The sequence below is a fragment of the Microcoleus sp. bin48.metabat.b7b8b9.023 genome (assembly GCF_013299185.1).
Classification (GTDB): domain Bacteria; phylum Cyanobacteriota; class Cyanobacteriia; order Cyanobacteriales; family Microcoleaceae; genus Microcoleus.
The window spans coordinates 35,367-53,647 of sequence record NZ_JAAFKG010000003.1 but is presented as its reverse complement, the minus strand read 5'-3'; the positions used below and the strand labels follow the sequence as shown (position 1 = coordinate 53,647).

At 46.0% G+C, this 18,281-nt stretch carries 9 protein-coding genes; 3 read left to right on the top strand and 6 right to left on the bottom strand.

The features are described from left to right. Positions 1-82: 82 nt before the first annotated feature. On the bottom strand, positions 83-460 hold the full coding sequence (locus QZW82_RS02620) for a GxxExxY protein (protein WP_293144152.1): 378 nt from the start codon (positions 458-460) through the stop codon (positions 83-85). Positions 461-784: 324 nt separating this feature from the next. Here QZW82_RS02620 and QZW82_RS02615 point away from each other — a divergent pair, with 324 nt between their 5' ends. After that, complete coding sequence (locus QZW82_RS02615) at positions 785-3,613, top strand: valine--tRNA ligase (protein WP_293144149.1); 2,829 nt, start codon at positions 785-787, stop codon at positions 3,611-3,613. Between the two features lie 143 nt (positions 3,614-3,756). Here QZW82_RS02615 and QZW82_RS02610 read toward each other — a convergent pair whose 3' ends face one another. The 3 genes from QZW82_RS02610 to QZW82_RS02600 form a co-directional block, all read right to left on the bottom strand. Further along, positions 3,757-7,212: a HEAT repeat domain-containing protein gene (locus tag QZW82_RS02610; protein ID WP_293144146.1), complete on the bottom strand. Its 3,456-nt coding sequence runs from the start codon at positions 7,210-7,212 to the stop codon at positions 3,757-3,759. Positions 7,213-7,340: 128 nt separating this feature from the next. Further along, positions 7,341-8,336: a pentapeptide repeat-containing protein gene (locus QZW82_RS02605; RefSeq protein ID WP_293144143.1), complete on the bottom strand. Its 996-nt coding sequence runs from the start codon at positions 8,334-8,336 to the stop codon at positions 7,341-7,343. 197 nt (positions 8,337-8,533) lie between these two features. Further along, positions 8,534-10,243, bottom strand: coding sequence for a hypothetical protein (locus QZW82_RS02600; RefSeq protein ID WP_293144140.1), 1,710 nt, complete (start codon positions 10,241-10,243; stop codon positions 8,534-8,536). A 212-nt stretch (positions 10,244-10,455) separates the two neighbouring features. Between QZW82_RS02600 and QZW82_RS02595 the strand changes: the two genes are divergently transcribed. Then, entirely contained in the window at positions 10,456-11,955 is a 1,500-nt protein-coding gene (locus tag QZW82_RS02595; RefSeq protein WP_293144137.1) for an NAD(P)/FAD-dependent oxidoreductase, read from the top strand. 668 nt (positions 11,956-12,623) lie between these two features. Here the strand turns inward: QZW82_RS02595 and QZW82_RS02590 are convergent. After that, positions 12,624-13,637, bottom strand: a complete 1,014-nt coding sequence (locus QZW82_RS02590; protein WP_293144134.1) for a leucine-rich repeat domain-containing protein — start codon at positions 13,635-13,637, stop codon at positions 12,624-12,626. Positions 13,638-14,091: 454 nt separating this feature from the next. Here QZW82_RS02590 and QZW82_RS02585 point away from each other — a divergent pair, with 454 nt between their 5' ends. After that, positions 14,092-14,550, top strand: coding sequence for an ABA4-like family protein (locus QZW82_RS02585; RefSeq protein WP_293144131.1), 459 nt, complete (start codon positions 14,092-14,094; stop codon positions 14,548-14,550). A gap of 481 nt (positions 14,551-15,031) precedes the next feature. Here the strand turns inward: QZW82_RS02585 and QZW82_RS02580 are convergent, their stop codons facing one another. Beyond that, positions 15,032-17,950 carry a GAF domain-containing protein gene (locus QZW82_RS02580; protein ID WP_293144128.1) on the bottom strand — a complete coding sequence of 973 codons (2,919 nt, stop codon included), beginning with the start codon at positions 17,948-17,950 and terminating at the stop codon, positions 15,032-15,034. Positions 17,951-18,281 lie beyond the last annotated feature (331 nt).

Sequence of the window (18,281 nt, the reverse complement as noted above, 5' to 3'; positions counted from 1 at the left end):
GCGGTAAAAAAAATCTTCTCTTAATAAGAGGATTTTACCACAGAGAGCACAGAGAACACAGAGAGGGAAAAGTGAGAGTTTTTTAAGACAGGATCAGGCGGCGGATTCCTTCTTTTAAAAAGCGGACATTAAAATTAATGAGAAGACCGAGAGGATAACCAGTCATCTTCAGATATGATATAACTTGAGCCTCATGGATAGGCAGTATAGTTTGGACTGACTTTAATTCAACAACCAGAGTGTTAGCAACCAGCATATCGTATCTGCCTTCCCCAACCACAACACCCTTATAAAGAACATTCACCGTAGGTTGAGGGTCAAAACGAATTCCCCGCCGCAACAGTTCTTCACGCAACGAATTCTCATATACCGCTTCCAAAAACCCCGGCCCCAACTCCTTATGAACCTCCATCGCCGCCCCAATCACAGCGTAACTCAATTCATTAAGATCCTCTGCCAACTCCCCTCTCCTCTTTTCAAATCAATATCAAAATCATAACCCAAAACCCTCGCAACACTATTCCCTCTGCGCCCTCTGTGCCCTCTGCGGTTCAAAAATCTTCTCTTAATGAAGTGGATTATAGAGAAGTGAAATAGATATTAAGAGGATTTTACCGCAGAGGGCGCAGAGAGCGCAGAGAGGAGAGGGATGAAAGGTTTTCACTACACCCAAAACCCTCGCAATACTCTTCCCTCTGCGTCCTCTGCGCCCTCTGCGGTTAAAAACTCTTCTCTTCCCTCTCCTGTGGCACAATCATAAATAAGATACAACTCCAAAGCCACCATGACCGCAAACCTACCGCCCCAATACGACCCCAAAGCCACCGAAACCAAGTGGCAAAAATACTGGGAAGACAACCAAACCTTCAAAGCCGATCCAGAAAAAGGCGGCGAACCTTACTGCGTCGTCATCCCGCCGCCAAATGTGACTGGCAGCCTCCACATGGGACACGCCTTTGAAGAAACCCTAATTGATGTCCTCGTCCGCTATCACCGCATGACTGGACGCAATACCCTGTGGTTGCCGGGAACGGATCATGCTAGTATCGCTGTTCAAACTATTCTCGAAAAACAACTCAAAGCACAAGGCAAAACTCGCCACGATTTAGGTAGAGAAAAATTCCTAGAACGGGCTTGGGAATGGAAAGCTGAGTCTGGCAATACTATTACTAATCAACTCCGCAGTTTGGGCGTGTCTGTCGATTGGTCGCGGGAACGCTTTACGATGGATGAAGGCTTATCCGCTGCGGTTTTAGAAGCTTTTGTCCGCCTCTACGATGAGGGGCTGATTTATCGCGGCAATTATTTGGTGAATTGGTGTCCGGCGAGTCAGTCTGCTGTGTCGGATTTGGAGGTGGATCAGCAGGAAGTTGAGGGGCATTTGTGGCACTTCCGCTATCCTTTGACGGACGGTTCGGGTTATTTGGAGGTGGCGACGACTCGACCGGAGACGATGTTGGGCGATACTGGCGTTGCTGTGAATCCTGAGGACGATCGCTACAAGCATCTTATCGGTAAAACTGTCACTTTGCCAATTGTCGATCGCGAAATTCCAATTTTTGCCGATGAATTAGTTGATGCGAGTTTCGGAACAGGTTGTGTGAAGGTGACTCCCGCCCACGATCCGAATGACTTCGAGATGGGTAAGCGTCACAATTTGCCGTTTATCAACATCATGAATAAAGACGGTACTTTAAATGAAAATGCCCGAGAGTTCCAGGGACAAGACAGATTTGTTGCTCGCAAGAATGTGATTAAGCGGCTGGAAACAGATGGTATTTTGGTAAAAATTGAAGATTACAAACATACAGTTCCCTACAGCGAACGCGGCAAAGTTCCCGTCGAACCGCTGTTATCTACTCAATGGTTTGTGAAAATAGATCCGCTTTCTGGACGTGCTTTAGAAGCCTTAGATCAAAATAATTCACCAGTCTTTGTTCCTGAGAGATGGACAAAGGTTTATCGCGATTGGTTGGTGAAGCTAAAAGATTGGTGTATCTCCCGACAATTGTGGTGGGGACATCAAATCCCGGCTTGGTATGCTGTTAGCGAGACTAACGGCGAAATTACTGATACAACTCCGTTTGTGGTGGCGAAAACAGAAGCTGAAGCTAGGGAAAAAGCGGAGACTAAGTTTGGTCGGGATGTCCAGTTAGCAAGAGATCCAGATGTATTAGATACTTGGTTTTCGTCGGGATTGTGGCCTTTCTCAACTTTGGGCTGGCCGGACGAAACTAAGGATTTGGATTTTTACTATCCGACAACTACTTTAGTTACGGGTTTTGATATCATCTTTTTCTGGGTTGCTAGAATGACGATGATGGCGGGACATTTTACTGGAAAGATGCCTTTTGAGACTGTTTACATTCACGGTTTGGTGTTGGATGAAAACGGCCACAAAATGTCTAAGAGTAAAAACAATGGTATTGACCCGCTGTTGTTGATTGCGAAGTACGGGACTGATGCTTTGCGCTACACTTTGGTTAAGGAAGTGATTGGGGCCGGGCAGAATATTCGCATGGAGTACGATCGCAAAACTGATGAATCTAAATCAGTGGAGACTTCCCGGAATTTCACTAATAAGTTGTGGAATGCCGCCCGGTTTGTGATGATGAATCTGGAAGGACAAACTCCTCAGCAATTGGGAAGTCCTCCCTATCTGGTTCGTAGTGAGGACTTTAGTCCTCATGGGGAGAGGACTGAAGTCCTTACTACAAACCAGGTTCGTAGTGAGGACTTTAGTCCTCAACAAGAAAGGACTGAAGTCCTTACTACGAACCTTAGCGATCGCTGGATTCTTTCTCGCTATTATCAAGTTGTACAACAAAGTCGCACTTGTTTAGAAAATTACGGTTTGGGAGAAGCGGCGAAGGGGCTTTACGAGTTTATTTGGGGCGATTTTTGCGACTGGTATATTGAGTTAGTCAAGTCTCGCTTACAACAGGATGCTGAACCCAATTCTAAGAAAGTTGCACAGCAAACTTTTGCTTTTGTGTTGGAAGGAATTCTGAAATTGCTGCATCCTTTTATGCCGCACATTACTGAGGAAATTTGGCACACTCTGACTCAAACTGGTGATGGTGATTGTTTGGCTTTGCAAGCTTATCCTGAACCAGAACCATCACTAATTAATCCAGAATTAGAACAGCAGTTTGAGTTGTTGTTCGGGACTATTCGCACTATTCGCAATTTGCGGGCTGATTCGGATATCAAACCGAGTGTGAAGGTGACAGCGATTTTGCAAAGCGAAAATGAAAAGGAACGCCAAATTCTCTTGGATGGAAGCGTTTACATCAAAGATTTGGCGAAAGTCGAAAATCTGACGGTGACAGCTAGTTTAGGCGCTGATTTGGGACAGACAATTGCTGGGGTTGTTGGTACTGTCCAAGTTTTAATTCCTTTGGCTGGTGTGGTCGATTTAGTGGCTTTGCGCGGTAAGTTGGAGAAGAAGCTGGCTAAGGTAGAAGCTGAAATTAAGCATACGGCGGCGCGTTTGACTAATCAGAAGTTTGTGGATAAGGCTACTCCTGATGTGGTTCAGGGCGCGAGGGATGCTTTGGCGGAATCGGAAAAACAAGCTGAGATTTTGCGCGATCGGCTAAAGTTGTTTTAAGGAGTCATTAGTCAGTTGGCGGTTGGCAGTTGGCAGTAGTGGCGGGTGGGGTGAGAAACCGGGTTTTTTACTTAATCTTCGAGTACGAACGAAGTATCTTCGCAAAAACCCGGTTTCTGAGTTCCCGTGCGTAATTCCTATGGCTAATTCACGTCTTCGGATACGCCTTCAATGAAAGCAACAATTCCTTTACCCCAGGGGTTTGATTCGGCGAAGTGTTCGCCAACTTTCACCGCTGCATTTTTGCCACCGTTGTAAAGCCGTTTGACGCTGATTAGGTTTTGCCACTCGATGCCTTTTTGCTCTTTGATTTCCTTAAATTCTGCATCAATAATATTGAGTGCTTGTTCTTCGTCTTTCACATAAGTATACTTTTTTTCTAATGCCTGAATGATTTGCACCACTGCATTCAGTGCAGCTTCAGGGGAGGATTGCTGGGCGGCGATGGTGAGGTTTTGGGCTTGATTGCCGTTGTTGGTGCCGAAGTTGACGAGGGCGTTGAAGGTTGCTTTGGAGAAGTCTTGGGTGGGTTGATCAGCCATTTGTTTTGTTCTGTTGTCGATTTGCTGGGTGGTTTCGTCAATTTTAGCAAGGAGCTCGTTTGGTTGGGGTGGTTTGGCTGGCTGCGGTGTTAGGGACAACTGACGAATCTCATAGTCGTAGTATTTGCAGGCGGCTTGGATGGCGAGGATGATGGGGTGAACTTTTGTACCGAATTCGGAGGGAATTAAGGTGAGGAGGTGGGGGAGATGGGGGGCGACTTTCTCTTTGTGCTGCTTAGCGATATTGGCGAGCGCATCTATCGCACTGTTACGCACATATAAATCTGAATCTTCAACGAGCTTAAATAACCCCAGAATTGCAGCCTTGTTACCTATCTTGCCTAATGCCTCTGCCGCACTCTTTCGCATATATAATTTTGAATTTTCAACGACCTTAAGTAAGCCCAAAGTTCCAGCCTCGGAGCCGATATTGCCTAATGCATTTATCGCAGTAATACGCACATATGAATCTGAATCTTCAAGGAGTTTAAGTAATCCAGAAATACCTGCCTTGTCACCGATTTCACCTAAGGCTTCTGCCGCTATTCTACGCACATATGAATCGGAATGTTCAACGAGTTCAACTAAGTCAGGTATCATTACGTCAAAAGCGATTTTATATAAGGCGTCTACCGCACTCATACGCACATATGAATCTGAATGTTTAACCAGCTTAAATAATTCCGGAATTCCTATTGTGGAACCGATGTTGCCTAAGGCATCTGCCGCTCTCATACACACATATGAATCTGAATCTTTAGCGAGTTCAAGCAAACCTAAAATACAGACATCGGAACCGATTTTACCTAAGGCATCTGCCACCCTCCTACGCACATATGAATCTGAATCTTTAGCGAGTTTAAGTAAGCCTAAAACACCTGCCTCGGAACCGATTTTGCCTAAGGCATTTGCAACACTCATACGCACATATGAATCTAAATGTCCAACGAGTTTAAGCAATCCGGGAATTGCCACCTCGGAACCGATGTTGCCTAAAGCATCTGCCGCACTCATACGTATATATGAATGTGATTCTGAATCTTCAACGAGTTTAAGTAATGCGGGAATTGCTACCTCGGAACCGATGTTGCCTAAGGCATCTGCCACACTCATACGTATATATGAATCTGATTCTGAATCTTCAACGAGTTTAAGTAATTCCGTAATCCCTGCCTGGGAACCGATTTTGCTTAAGGCATATGCCATACTCTTGCGTACATATGAATCTGAATCTTTAACGAGTTTAAGCAATCCAGGAATTGCCACCTCGGAACCGATGTTGCCTAAAGCATATGCCGCTCTCATACGCACATATGAATCTGAATCTTCAAGGAGTTCTATTAATTCCGTAATTGCCGCGTCAGAACTAATTTCTCCTAAGGCATCTGTCACACTCCAACGCACACCAGAGTCTGAATCTTCAACGAGTTTAAACAATCCAGAAATTGCTGCCTTGTCACCGATTTTGCCTAAGGCATCTGCTACACTCCAACGCACATGAGAGTCTGAATCTTCAACGAGTTTAAACAATTCAGAAATCGCCAGCTCGGAACCGATCGCACCTAACGCATCTGCAACCCTCCTACGCACATCAGAGTCTGAATCTTCAACGAACTTAAGTAACCCTGGAATCGCCTCATCCGATCGCACTTCTCCCAAAAGCCCAACCTTCAACCACCCCGGCACATCCAACCCATCCACCAACCCAACCGTGCGCTGCTGAAACACCCGCTTCACCTCCCCCGCCAGCCGCGCCCCCAACATCAAATCCACATCCAAAGCCAGCCGCACCACCCGCACCGCCTGCACCTCATCCCCCAACGACGACAGCATGAACGCCAGAGGCTCAGTCCATTTAAAATAATTCAAATAGAAATGCTGTAACCTTTCATCATCGATCGCATCTTGATGCTTCTCAACCAACAGTTTCAGCAACGCCCGCCCCGCATAATATTCCTGAAATAATTGGTGGTGAAACTCAATTTCCTCCGGCTTTGCCGCCACCTGCAATAGATGATGTTCCAGCAAATCCTCCAGCCATTCTTTCGCCTTGGTTGGCGCATCCAGCACCCCCCGAGCGCGCAACCAGCACTCCAAAATTCCCTCAGCCCGATCGCGCGAAATTGCCACCAAACCCTCCGCAGGCTGCTGCAAATCGCCCTGCAACATCACAAAAGCCAACTGCGGCAAAATATCCGATTTGAAGCGCCGAAAATCATCTGAAACCGGGATACAACCTTTGAAATCGTCATACTGGCGATCGAACTTCTGAAACAATTCGCCCTTACTTTGCGGAATTTCCCCGGTACTTTCAAACACCTCACACATCATCCATAACAGCAACGGCGTTTCTGCAATTTCTCGCAGGCGATCGCGCAACTGTCGCAGCAGCAAATCTCCATGTTGCGGCAAATGTTTGTGCACAAACTCCCGCATCTGCGCTTCCGTTAGCGCGCACATTTCTAACTTTTTCTCAATCCCGAACGATCCGCCCAGCGCCAAATCCCGCGTCGTCAAAATCATCGGCGTATCGGAATTTTCGTCGCGAAATAGCTGGAATTCCTGCCGCCGTTGTTGTGATGGAATCTCATTCACGCCATCCAGCAACAGCAGCAACTTGTCATCTAACAGCAAATCTTTCACTTCTTCCGTGCTAACTCTGAGTTTGGCTTGGCGAAATTCGGCACAAATTGCTTGTTCGATCGAGCGATCGCTCCTCAACTGCACTAAGATCGGAATCGGGCGATCGCAATCCTTCAATGCTTCCCGTGCCAATTCCCACCGAAAACGCTGCAAAACCGTCGATTTTCCCGAACCGGGCTTCCCCACTAGCAGCACATTTCCGTCGCGCAGGTATTTGCGGATTCCTGCGAGCACTTCCAGGCGCTCTATTTTGGTTTCTGGTTTATTTTTGGGAGTTTCGGGCGATCGATCTTCCGGTGAAATTTCCACCCGCACCTCCACCTGTAAATCTGTCAGCGTGTAGAGATCCGGTTGGCTTTCATAGGACTTAATTAGAGATTGCAGATATTTAGGAAAATCAACTGGTGTTGCCATTTGATTGTAGATTTTAGAATATAGATTGATTATAGAATTTCCAGGTATGTAGTTGCGATGAAAGCGCTCTTTCTTTATATAAGCAAAGAGCGCTGAAGCGCAACTACGTACCTAACAATTAGCAATTCCTAACCGTGCAATTCTCCATTAGGCATAATCGTGCCGCGGAATTGAGCGCCCGCTAAATTAGCCGTACTCAAATCAGCCCTAATCAAACTTGTGCGGTGCAAAATAGCATCCCGCACATCAGTTCGAGCCAGATAAGCATCAGTCAAATCAGCCTCACTCAAATTCGCCTGATTAAAATTAGCACGACTCAAATCAGCCCGCACCAAATTAGCACGACTCAAATCAGCCATCACCAAATTAGCATTACTCAACTTAGCATCAGGAAAAAACGCACCGCGCAAATTAGCACCAGCCAATTCAGCATCAATTAACACAGCTCTTTCCAATTTAGCATTTGTCATCACAGCCCAGGAAAAATTTGTTTCTACCAAAGTTGCTTCAGTTAAAAATGTGCCATCTAAAATAGCTTGGTTCAAATTTGCCTGGGTCAAATTTGCTTCCCGCAAAGATGCTTCAGTCAAATTCGCTTGACTGAGATTAGCTTTAGTCAAATCTGCACCCAGCAAATTCACACCCCGCAAATCTGCACCTTGCAAATTTGCACCCCGTAAATTTGCACCCTCAAAAATCCGCTGTTCCTTCCGGAAATTCGCACCGCGCAAGCAAGCACCGCGTAAATCTGCACCTTGTAAATTGACGCCTCGCATATCTGCATCAGTCAAATTTGTATCGATAAAAACTGCCAAAGAAATGTTGGCTTTACGAAAATCTACACCTTGCAAACTAGCTCCGTGGAAGTCGGAATCAGACAAATTTGCTCCGCTTAAGTTTGCCTGATTTAAGTTGGCACCCGAAAACTTGGCATTAGTTAAATTTGCACGCTGAAGGTTAATTCTGTTCAGGTATGACATCGTTAAGTTGGCACCCCAGAGGTCTGCACTGCTTAAATTGACGCCAATTAAATCTGCACCGCTCAGGTGAACGCCTCTTAGATTCATACCTTGAAAATCCAGTTCTCCTGATGTATATCGCCTTAAAATTTCGCTAGCATTCATGTTGTTTTGTTGTTGATTTTTGGCAAACTGTACTTGCTATAGCCTTTCTCAGAAAGATGAGTTACTCATGGGCATAGGCATAGGGCATAGGGCATATCTCACTTTTTTGAGAAGCGCTATATTTATAGATTGATGGCAGTTAGGGTCTTTTAGAAAGGGATGAAAGTTTTTGCGAACACAAATTTTAATCTTGGCATTTAATTAGTTTTATTCACAAAATCTTGAGTCCAAGCGACTGTTTTGTTGCCGAATTGTCGCCCGTGAATTTTCACATGAGTCAGAGACTGTGATTTTAAAGTACCCAGTTTTTTGTAAATGTATGTAGCTGTATCCTGTTGGCTTGGGACTTCGGCAGACTCCAGAATGACGTGGAGCCAACCATCTTTAAATCCCGCTGTGGCAGTAATTCCCTTGGGTTGTAGCAGTTGATTGATCAAAATGGCGATCGCCTTTGGTTTGCCTTGTTTTGCCATTTCCACAAGCTGATACTGATTTGGTTTGTGGCTAGAGTTTTGTGGCTCTGTTGCTGAACTATTTTCGGCAATCTTCTCCTGGATTTGAGTAGGAGAAAACCCGCTTTCTTTTGACTCAACTTCGCTCAGCATTTCCATTAATTTGTCAGTAAATTCCTGAACTCTTGTTACATAATTTCTGAGACTTTTATATTTCCAATACAAACGCTCCTCGGCACTTTCTGTAGAAAATTTTCCGTTCATAGCAGCTTCTAACTCGCTGAATATTTGTTCTATTTGCGCTGTTGTGGAGTTAGCACTTTGACTGACTAAGCCTTTCATTTCCTCTTCCAATCCCAACTTGCGTTTGATGGAATCGGTAATATTGATAGTAACAGGAGCGGCTGGTTCTACACTTTCGACAATTGTCGGCATTTCTGCAACTTCGACTGTTTCTACCAATTCCTGTCTGACATCAGCAGTGGCATTATTGCTGCTGGTTTTTGAGTCTTTAAACTGTATGCTTTCTACCGGAGCAGGCACTAAGTAACTCTTCTGGGGGTCATAATGATAGTGAGCCGGAGCAGCTTGAATGATCTGAGTAATATCCCCAGGTTCAAAATATTCGTTGCGCCTGTCAACCGGAACAATATCTTCATAAAAACTGTTGTTTAAATGCGTCTGATCGTAGTCTTCGGTAGACGAATCTTCGCTAACCGAATCTTCGGCTATATCGCGTTCTTCCTGTTGCAATTTTGCGTAACAAGGATTCATTGCTTTGATAATCACGCTAGCTGCTTGGTCGCATTCGTCGGTGTTGTCGAGTTTGCCCGCAGTTCCGTACAAATTAGATTCGAGTTCGGCCAGGCTGCCACAGACATTAAATAGTTGTCGCAGCAGCTTGTCAAGTTCTTGGGTTTTAAGCAGCAGCCAATCGCGCTCGCTAAAAGTGAATTCGTGATAAAGAGTAGAAAAAATCAGGATTTTTGCCCTCAGCGGATTGGTTTGCTGTACAATTTTTTGTCGGACATCAAACAAGTTTCCGGCGTCTCTTTCTGGCGACTCCCCTGCGGGCAGTTGCGAATTGAAGTGGTCATCAAATGCAGGTGCTTCGCTACCACCAAAATTAGATATATTTGTTTCTAATTTGGTAAAATCTTGGTATTCGTAAAGCCTGCTCAGTTGGCAGACGATTTTATCTGCCACTAAGGCGTACTCGGTTTTTTTGTTAACCTTGGCAACGATATTGTTTAAAACTGTTTCAATATCTTCTAACCTGCTGTATTTAGCACAGATCTCTTCAATCAACTTTCCTACATCTTCGCTGGCAAGTTTTGCCGGATCGTTTTCCCAACTCTCTTTACAAGCAAAAAATATGATTTTTTTAATGCGCGAAAGATTCAGATCTTGTTCAAGTTCGCGAACAACTTCATCTAAAATAGATAAAGATTGCATAGTTTTTATCCCCCAAAAAATACCCTATTAGTCGATTTTAGATTTTAGATTTTAGATTTTAGATTTTAGATTTACTCTCACATTGAATCAAAGGAACCCGAACAAGAGTGTAAAATCTTAGTATGTCCACGACTTAAGTACGTGGCACAGTACCCGTTTTTGGGCGAGTCAAGAGTCAGCGATAAATAATAAAATCATACCACATTTGATAAATGCAAGACTTTGATGCGATCGTAATTGGCAGCGGTATTGGTGGCTTAGTGGCGGGTGCGATGCTGGCTCGCTACGGTAAAGGGGTACTCGTCTGCGAGAGCCACACCATAGCGGGCGGGGCTGCTCACAGCTTTTCGCGCCGGGGATTTCACTTTGATTCGGGGCCTTCTTTTTATTGCGGTTTGAGTGACGCCCAGTCGCTGAATCCTTTGCGGCAAGTCTTGAATATTTTGGAGGAATCGATCGCAGCTATTGCTTACGATCCCCTGGGGCATTACCATTTTCCTGAGGGAAGTTTGCCAGTTTATGCTGATGCGAGAAATTACTTAGATGCTGTAGCTAAATTCGCACCGCAAGGTGCTATAGAATTGCAGCAATTTCAACAAAATTTATTAGTTTTATATGAAGGTTTGCGGGGAATTCCGGCTTTAGCACTGAGATCCGACTGGCGGTTGATACCTGTGTTGCTGTCTCGCTACTCGCCTGCTTTGCTGAAGCTTTTGCCGTCATTGGGTGCGATCGCCAGTTCGGCTGGTACATTAATGGATAGGGACGTGCAGGATCCTTGGGTGAGGCGTTTGATCGATTTGGAGTGCTTCTTGCTATCGGGCTTGAAAGCGCACGAAACTGTCGCGCCAGAAATCGCTTTTATGATTGGCGAACGATCGCGATCGGCGATCGAGTATCCTGTAGGAGGCAGCGGTGCGATCGTGGATGCCTTAGTTCGAGGTTTGCAGCGCTGGGGTGGAAAGTTGCGATTGGGAACACCCGTCGAGCAAATATTAGTTGAATCTGGCAAAACTACGGGAGTTCGCTTGAAAAGTGGCGAAACAATCCGCGCCCCCATTGTGATTTCAAATGCCACAGTTTGGGATACTTATACAAAATTACTGCGCCCCGAAGATTTGCCTGCAAGTTATCGAAAAACTGCCTTATCTATGCCCGCAGTAGACAGTTTCATGCACCTGCATTTAGGCATTAAAGCCGAAGGAATCGAAGGCTTGACCGGCCACCACGTCGTCGTTCATGACAGCAAGGTTGACATTACAGTACCCGGAAATACCTGCATGATTTCGATTCCGACTGTGTGGGATGCAACTCTTGCACCGCCCGGACATCACGCGATTCACGCCTATACATTGGAACCTTACGCAGGCTGGGAGTATGGCGGCGGTTATCAGGAAAGGAAACAAGGGCGATCGCAATCTCTGTTCAAAGCTTTAGAAAAAATTATACCGGATTTGCGATCGCGAATAGTCTTGGAGTCGATCGGTACACCGCTAACCCACGCCCGATTTTTGCACCGCTATCAAGGAACCTACGGGCCTGCAATCGCCGCTGGAAAAGGCACATTTCCCGGGCCGCAAACACCAGTCAAAGGCTTATATCGAGTGGGAGACAGCACCATGCCCGGAATCGGGGTTCCCGCCGTCGCAGCATCGGGTATTTTGTGCGCGAATACCCTAGTCAATTCCGATGTGACAGCACAATTTTTGTAAAGCCAGCCGCAACAGGTTTGTAGTAAGGACTTTAGTCCTCCGAGTGTTTAGAATAGGACTAAAGTCCGAACGATCGAACAGGTTTGTAGTAAGGACTTTAGTCCTCCGAGCGTTTAGAATAGGACTAAAGTCCGAACGATCGAACAGGTTTGTAGTAAGGACTTTAGTCCTCCGAGCGTTTAGAATAGGACTAAAGTCCGAACGATCGAACAGGTTTGTAGTAAGGACTTTAGTCCTCCGAGCGTTTAGAATAGGACTAAAGTCCGAACGATCGAACAGGTTTGTAGTAAGGACTTTAGTCCTCCGAGCGTTTAGAATAGGACTAAAGTCCGAACGATCGAACAGGTTTGTAGTAAGGACTTTAGTCCTCCGAGCGTTTAGAATAGGACTAAAGTCCGAACGATCGAACACCTTATCCACCAGCGGCAAAAGCGCAGGTTTGTAGTAAGGACTTTAGTCCTCCGAGCGTTTAGAATAGGACTAAAGTCCGAACGATCGAACACCTTATCCACCAGCGGCAAAAGCGCCCATAACTGCGATCGACAAAGCCAAACCGGGCAACAACAGCATTCCTAACATCAAAGCATCGTGTCCGCTCATAACTTTCTCCTGATACCGACGTTCGATAGCTTATCACACACACCCAGATTTCGCCACGGCCTTAACAATTAAAACCGACAGATAGATTCAGGAGTCACCGGGCAAATCTTATTTGCGATCGAATTTCCGCGCAAGTCAAGCGTCGTTAGCTTTTGCAAAGATTGCAGCGCACTGATATCAGAGATTTGATTGTTGTACAAGTCGAGTACAAACAAATTATTCAAAGCTTGCACCGCGCTGATATCAGCAATCGGATTGTTGAACAAATAAAGTTGAGTCAAATTAGTTAAGGCTTTTAGCGGAGTAATGTCTGAAATTTGATTGTTGCCAAGGTTCAACTCAACTAAATTAGTCAAATCTGCCAAAGCACTAATATCAGATATTTTATTTTCAAACAAAACCAGTTTATTTAATTTAGTCAAAGCTTTCAGCGGAGTTAAGTCAGATATTTGATTCTCGAACAGAAACAACGTAGAGAGATTTTTCAAAGCAGCCAGCGGACTGATATCGGATATTTGATTTTTGTAAAGGTAGAGTGTGTGAAGTTCAGTTAAATTTGACAGAGTAGCGACATCGGAAATTTGATTTTTGTAGAGAATCAGCGCCTTTAAGTTAGTTAAAGCTTTCACGGGACTGATGTCAGAAATTTTGTTGTCAAACAAGACAAGTTCGGTAAGATTAGTTAGAGGCGCCAGGGGACTGATGTCTGATATTTGATTGGTATCGAGAACGAGTCGAGTCAGATTTGTGAGAGATGAAAGCGGACTGATATCTGATATTTGATTGACATCTATTATCAGAGTTTTCAGTTTGGTTAAAGATTTCAGGGGAGCGAGGTCAGATATTTGATTGCTACTAAGATTTAGATTAGTAAGTTGAGGGAAAGATGACAGGGGACTAATATCGGTAAGTCGAGCAAGTTTAAGGTTGAGTTCTGTTATATTAGAAAGCAGTTCGTTGGCTCGATCGCACTCGGTAGTATCTGATATTTGCAATAGTATTTCTACGGTATGTTTCGCGCCGGGAGAGAGATTATCTTTGTACTTGCACCAGTCGGAAAAGTTATTATAATTTGTTGTCATGGGTTTTACCTTTTAGTTCTTAAGGTACGTTGTTGCGCTTCAGCGCTCTTCGATTATAAATATGAAAGAGCGCTAAACCGCAACTACATACCTGTTATTATAATTTTTTGTCATAAATTTAAGCTTTGAAATTTCCGTCTTTAAGGTACGTAGTTGCGCTTCAGCGCTCTTCGATTATAGATATGAAAGAGCGCTGAAGCGCAACTACATACCTGCACGTGTAAATCTTACATTTCCGATAAATCTAGGAATTATGTCTCATTTGTGAATCGGATTTTTTATGAAAGAGCGCTGAAGCGCAACTACATACCTGGAAAGAGCGCTGAAGCGCAACTACATACCTGAACGTGTAAATCTTGTATTTCTGGCGGATTTTGAGAAATGTTAGCAAAAATTGTGTAAAGTAATCTTAACATCATTTATTGCATTCATCTACAGGAGCCAACAGCCGACTATGACGCCAGAACTAATTTTCGATGTAGGTAATGTCTTCGTTTTGCCTTTCTGGGCAATTATGATTTTATTACCCAACTGGGGAATCACTCGCAAAGTGATGAATTCCTTTATTCCGTTTGCCGTGCTCGCTGTCTTGTACATATATTTGTTTGGTAGCAGTTTGACTCCAGAAAATGCGGCTGCTTTGTCCAATCCTAAGTTAGCAGATATTGCTAAGTTTCTGGGGGAGGAAACGGCGGCTGCTACGGGATGGATTCATTTTTTAGTGATGGATTTGTTTGTGGGACGCTGGATTTATTTGGAAGGACAGCGGACGGGTGTTTGGACTGTTCATTCTTTGGCTTTGTGTTTGTTTGCTGGGCCGATGGGATTGCTTTCTCATATTGTAACTGCTTGGATTACTGAAAGATTTTTCCCGAGTTCTGAGGTGGTGGAAACTGCTAGTCCTTCGGTTTAAGGAGAGGGTTTTCAATACTTTGGATGTTAATCATCCATTTCTCGATGCAGGTTTTAATGGTGAGGATTTCATTGAATATTTAGGGATGCGGACTGAAGTCCTCACTACGAACCTGAAGAAGGACTGAAGTCTTCACTACGAACCTGAAGAAGGACTGAAGTCCTCACTACGAACCTGAAGAAGGACTGAAGTCTTCACTACGAACCTGAAGAAGGACTGAAGTCCTCACTACGAACCTGAAGAAGGACTGAAGTCCTCACTACGAACCTGGAAAGGACTGAAGTCTTCACTACGAACCTGAAGAAGGACTGAAGTCTTCACTACGAACCTGAAGAAGGACTGAAGTCTTCACTACGAACCTGAAGAAGGACTGAAGTCCTCACTACGAACCTGGAAAGGACTGAAGTCCTCACTACGAACCTGGAAAGGACTGAAGTCCTCACTACGAACCTGACCTATCCTTGCTGCTTCCTATAGAATTTTAAGCTGTGGCTAGCGGCAGGACTAAACGGGCGACAATTAACTTATTTTCTAATATTTCTAAGGAAAAGTCACCCCCCATTAAGCGTACTGCTCGCTGACAAATTAAGAGATTTTGCACGATCGACCTATTTGACGTAACGGCCAATATATCGCCCTGGAAACCGCCGTTGAAGCCGGCAAGTAACTGTCGATCGCACTCGCCACTATCAATCACAGATAATTCTAGCCAATCTTCTCCCAAAAGTTGAGAGCGTATCTCCACCTTCTCACCAACTCCGGAGCGCCTGCAAGCCATCGCCAGCAATTCGCACAGGATCAAATCCAGCTTGATGCCATCCCCGCGAACTCCCAAAGTCTTACCCGCAGGCAGTGACACAGCGGTCTCTCTGTTCACTTCCAGCAAGACTCCCGACTGCTTGACCAGGGGGGCCGTGCGATCGAGCGATCGCCTCAGCCAAGCGCTCACAGGCACCGCATCTTGTCCGAATTGCGGCCGCCACTGTTCCTGTTTCAGCACCAAATGAATTGACCCCAAAGCATTGCCAATTTGCCGCAAAACCTGTTGGTAGCGCAAGGTTTTCAGAGCATCCTTTTGTTCCTTCGCCGATCGCAAAATCGACTGGCTCAACTCTCCCAACTCCTTGACGCCCGCTGCCACAGTCCGGTAAAAATCCTCGAAACGGCGCTGCTTGTACCAGTTGAGCATCTCCAGATCCAATCGCTGCGACTCCTGCGCCGATTGCACTGCCACATACCTGCGCCGCCAAGCCAACTGAGATGCCATCGAACTCAGCAAATTCACCGACAACTCCGACCACTGGCGGCCCGGAGCGTCCGCCACCACCACAATGCCCAGGGGAGCGTGTTCTGGGGCACTCCGCAGCGCCACTGTCATAATTTCGCCAATTCCTGGACTCCGCAGCCACCGCTTCGTCGCCAGCAGCACTTGGCTCATACTCTGTTGCAGCACGCCTCCTTCAGCCAGGGTTTGTTGGATCAAAGCGTCTGTTTGGACAGGAATCAGCGCCTCGGGATTCAGGGCAAATACGGGATTGGCAGCTACGGCGGCGGAGATTGAAGCAGCCTCGTGGCCGGGATTCCAAGTAATTACTGCCACTAAAGGACAGGCAATTGTCTGGGAAACGTGTTCGGCAAAATGACGATCGAGCTTTTGCAGCGGCAACTCTGGGAACATATTCGGCGAAGCAACAAATTTCTGTTGTGGAGATTGCGGCTCGCCCGAATTCTGCAACAGCGCCAAACCCGATTTGATCGATCGCTCAAATTCCTGATATTTGTCAATTTCCGAACTCTGCTGCCAGGAGTGCAGGATCAATCCTAGCTGTTGGCTGACTACTCGAACTAATTCTCGTTCCGATCGCCTCCAAGTGCGAGTTGCACTGTGCCCGACAACCAGCAAACCCTCGATCGATTTTCGATGTTCGATGTTCGATTTTCGACTGGGGTTTTCTCCCTCCGACTGTTTTGCGCGAGTGCTCGATGCCAAAAGCGATCGTACCCCCGCTTCCGCCAGCACTTCCCGCCAAGCGCCCAACCGCCCGTCTTCCTCCCAATTTTCGATCGCCAGAGGTTCCCCGCTTTCTTGCACCAGCCCCACATCAGCCGCATCAAGGGCGTTGAGCGGCGACGGCACTTGTCTGCGGTTGCGGGGCAGATTTTGGGAGACAATTTCAAAGCGATTTTGTTCTTCCCTGTACAACAACAGCAAAAAGTATTCGCATTTGAGCCGAGAGCACAACTGCTCTGCCGTATTTTTCAAAGTTGCCTCCCAGTCAGCATCGCTGTAGATGGCGCGGGCTATTCCAGCAGTTAAATCTCGATCGAGCTGTGTTTGCTCAATCCTCTCCTCCATTTCCGACAGAGGAGCCGTCAGAGCCACTAATTGCGCCGCTCCCCGCAGGTACTGTTTTTCATTGTCTTGCCAAATCCGCGGCTCGCCAGCTTCCACTGCCAAAAATCCCAACAATTCCCCTTCCAAAACAATCGGCGCCGCCAACAGAGAGCGAGCCCGGATTTGCTGCATCAACCGCCCCGTCAGCTCAGTTTTTAGAGAACTGTGAGATTCACCGATCCAAACTATTTGTTCTGCCGCTAAAGCCTGATAAAATTCGCCCAAGTCTTGCACAGTAATGCCCGAAGCCGGTCGGATCGTACCCAAACCAGGAGCAATTTGGCGGTTGCTGACTCGGCGCCAAAAATAGCGCCGCTCTCGCTCAAACCAATAAACATTAGTGCGCGTCGGCTCAATAAATTCATGGGCTTGTTCGACTACCGCTTGCAAATATTGGTCGAGCGATCGCAATTCCCGCAACTGCGAAATCAGCGCTAACAGAGACTCGTCCGGGCGTTTGACCTGTTGTCGCTGCCAATCTTTTTCTATTTGATAAAGAGCAGTTGCCAGCGCTCCAAATACGATCGCCAACTGCGTTTTTTCTGCCGAATTTGGCGCAGAACCCCACACGTCTGTTCCCAGCAAAATTACGCCGTAGCAGCGGTCTTTGTAGCGCAGTGGAAACAGAGTCGTGCCTTGAATATTGTAAGTCTGAGCCGCTTTGCGCCATTCTCCTGCCCTGTTTTCCGATCGCAAATCCGGGACTCCCACGGGCCGGATCTGAATCACCACTTGTTCCAGCAAATCCCCCGGAGTCAGGGCAAACCGCTGTTTGAGAAAAGACAAGTCACCGTTAGGAGTCATGCCGCCTTTCCCTAACAATCGGTGCGCCTGTCGATCGTACAACCCGATCCAAATCAACCGCCAGTCAAATTCCGCTTGCAAATAACCGAGTGCCGTCTCCAGCAGCACTTCCACATTCTCCTCTTCTCGGAGAGTCTGGAGCACGCGCTCCAGCCCCGCGATTTGTTCGTCTAAATCCTTCGCTCTTTGCTCCTGCCCCATGTCCCAGATTCCCCACACCTTTGTCCAATTTCAACTTACAAACTTAAAAATTTCAAAATTTAAAATGGAAAAGAATCAACCTATAATATAGTCGTCTAAATTATGCTTCAATCTAAAATGTCGATCCGGTCGATCTCCGTAAAAGTAAAAATCTCACCTTTCCACTCTCCTCCTGAATATTTTTATAGATTCCACCCAAAAACAGATGCTTGCTTTCCCACTTATGTCGTGAAGAACCTAAAATTTTAGACCAAAATTGAATGTCCCAGATTCATCAGCCCTTGTAAATCTAAAATCTCAAATCTAGCATCTAAAATCGATCGACCCGATT

Coding starts and splice junctions, on each gene's coding strand:
- QZW82_RS02615 (WP_293144149.1), top strand. CDS start 785: ATGACCGCAAACCTACCGCCCCAATACGACCCCAAAGCCACCGAAACC.
- QZW82_RS02610 (WP_293144146.1), bottom strand. CDS start 7,212: ATGGCAACACCAGTTGATTTTCCTAAATATCTGCAATCTCTAATTAAG.
- QZW82_RS02605 (WP_293144143.1), bottom strand. CDS start 8,336: ATGAATGCTAGCGAAATTTTAAGGCGATATACATCAGGAGAACTGGAT.
- QZW82_RS02600 (WP_293144140.1), bottom strand. CDS start 10,243: ATGCAATCTTTATCTATTTTAGATGAAGTTGTTCGCGAACTTGAACAA.
- QZW82_RS02595 (WP_293144137.1), top strand. CDS start 10,456: ATGCAAGACTTTGATGCGATCGTAATTGGCAGCGGTATTGGTGGCTTA.
- QZW82_RS02590 (WP_293144134.1), bottom strand. CDS start 13,637: ATGACAACAAATTATAATAACTTTTCCGACTGGTGCAAGTACAAAGAT.
- QZW82_RS02585 (WP_293144131.1), top strand. CDS start 14,092: ATGACGCCAGAACTAATTTTCGATGTAGGTAATGTCTTCGTTTTGCCT.
- QZW82_RS02580 (WP_293144128.1), bottom strand. CDS start 17,950: ATGGGGCAGGAGCAAAGAGCGAAGGATTTAGACGAACAAATCGCGGGG.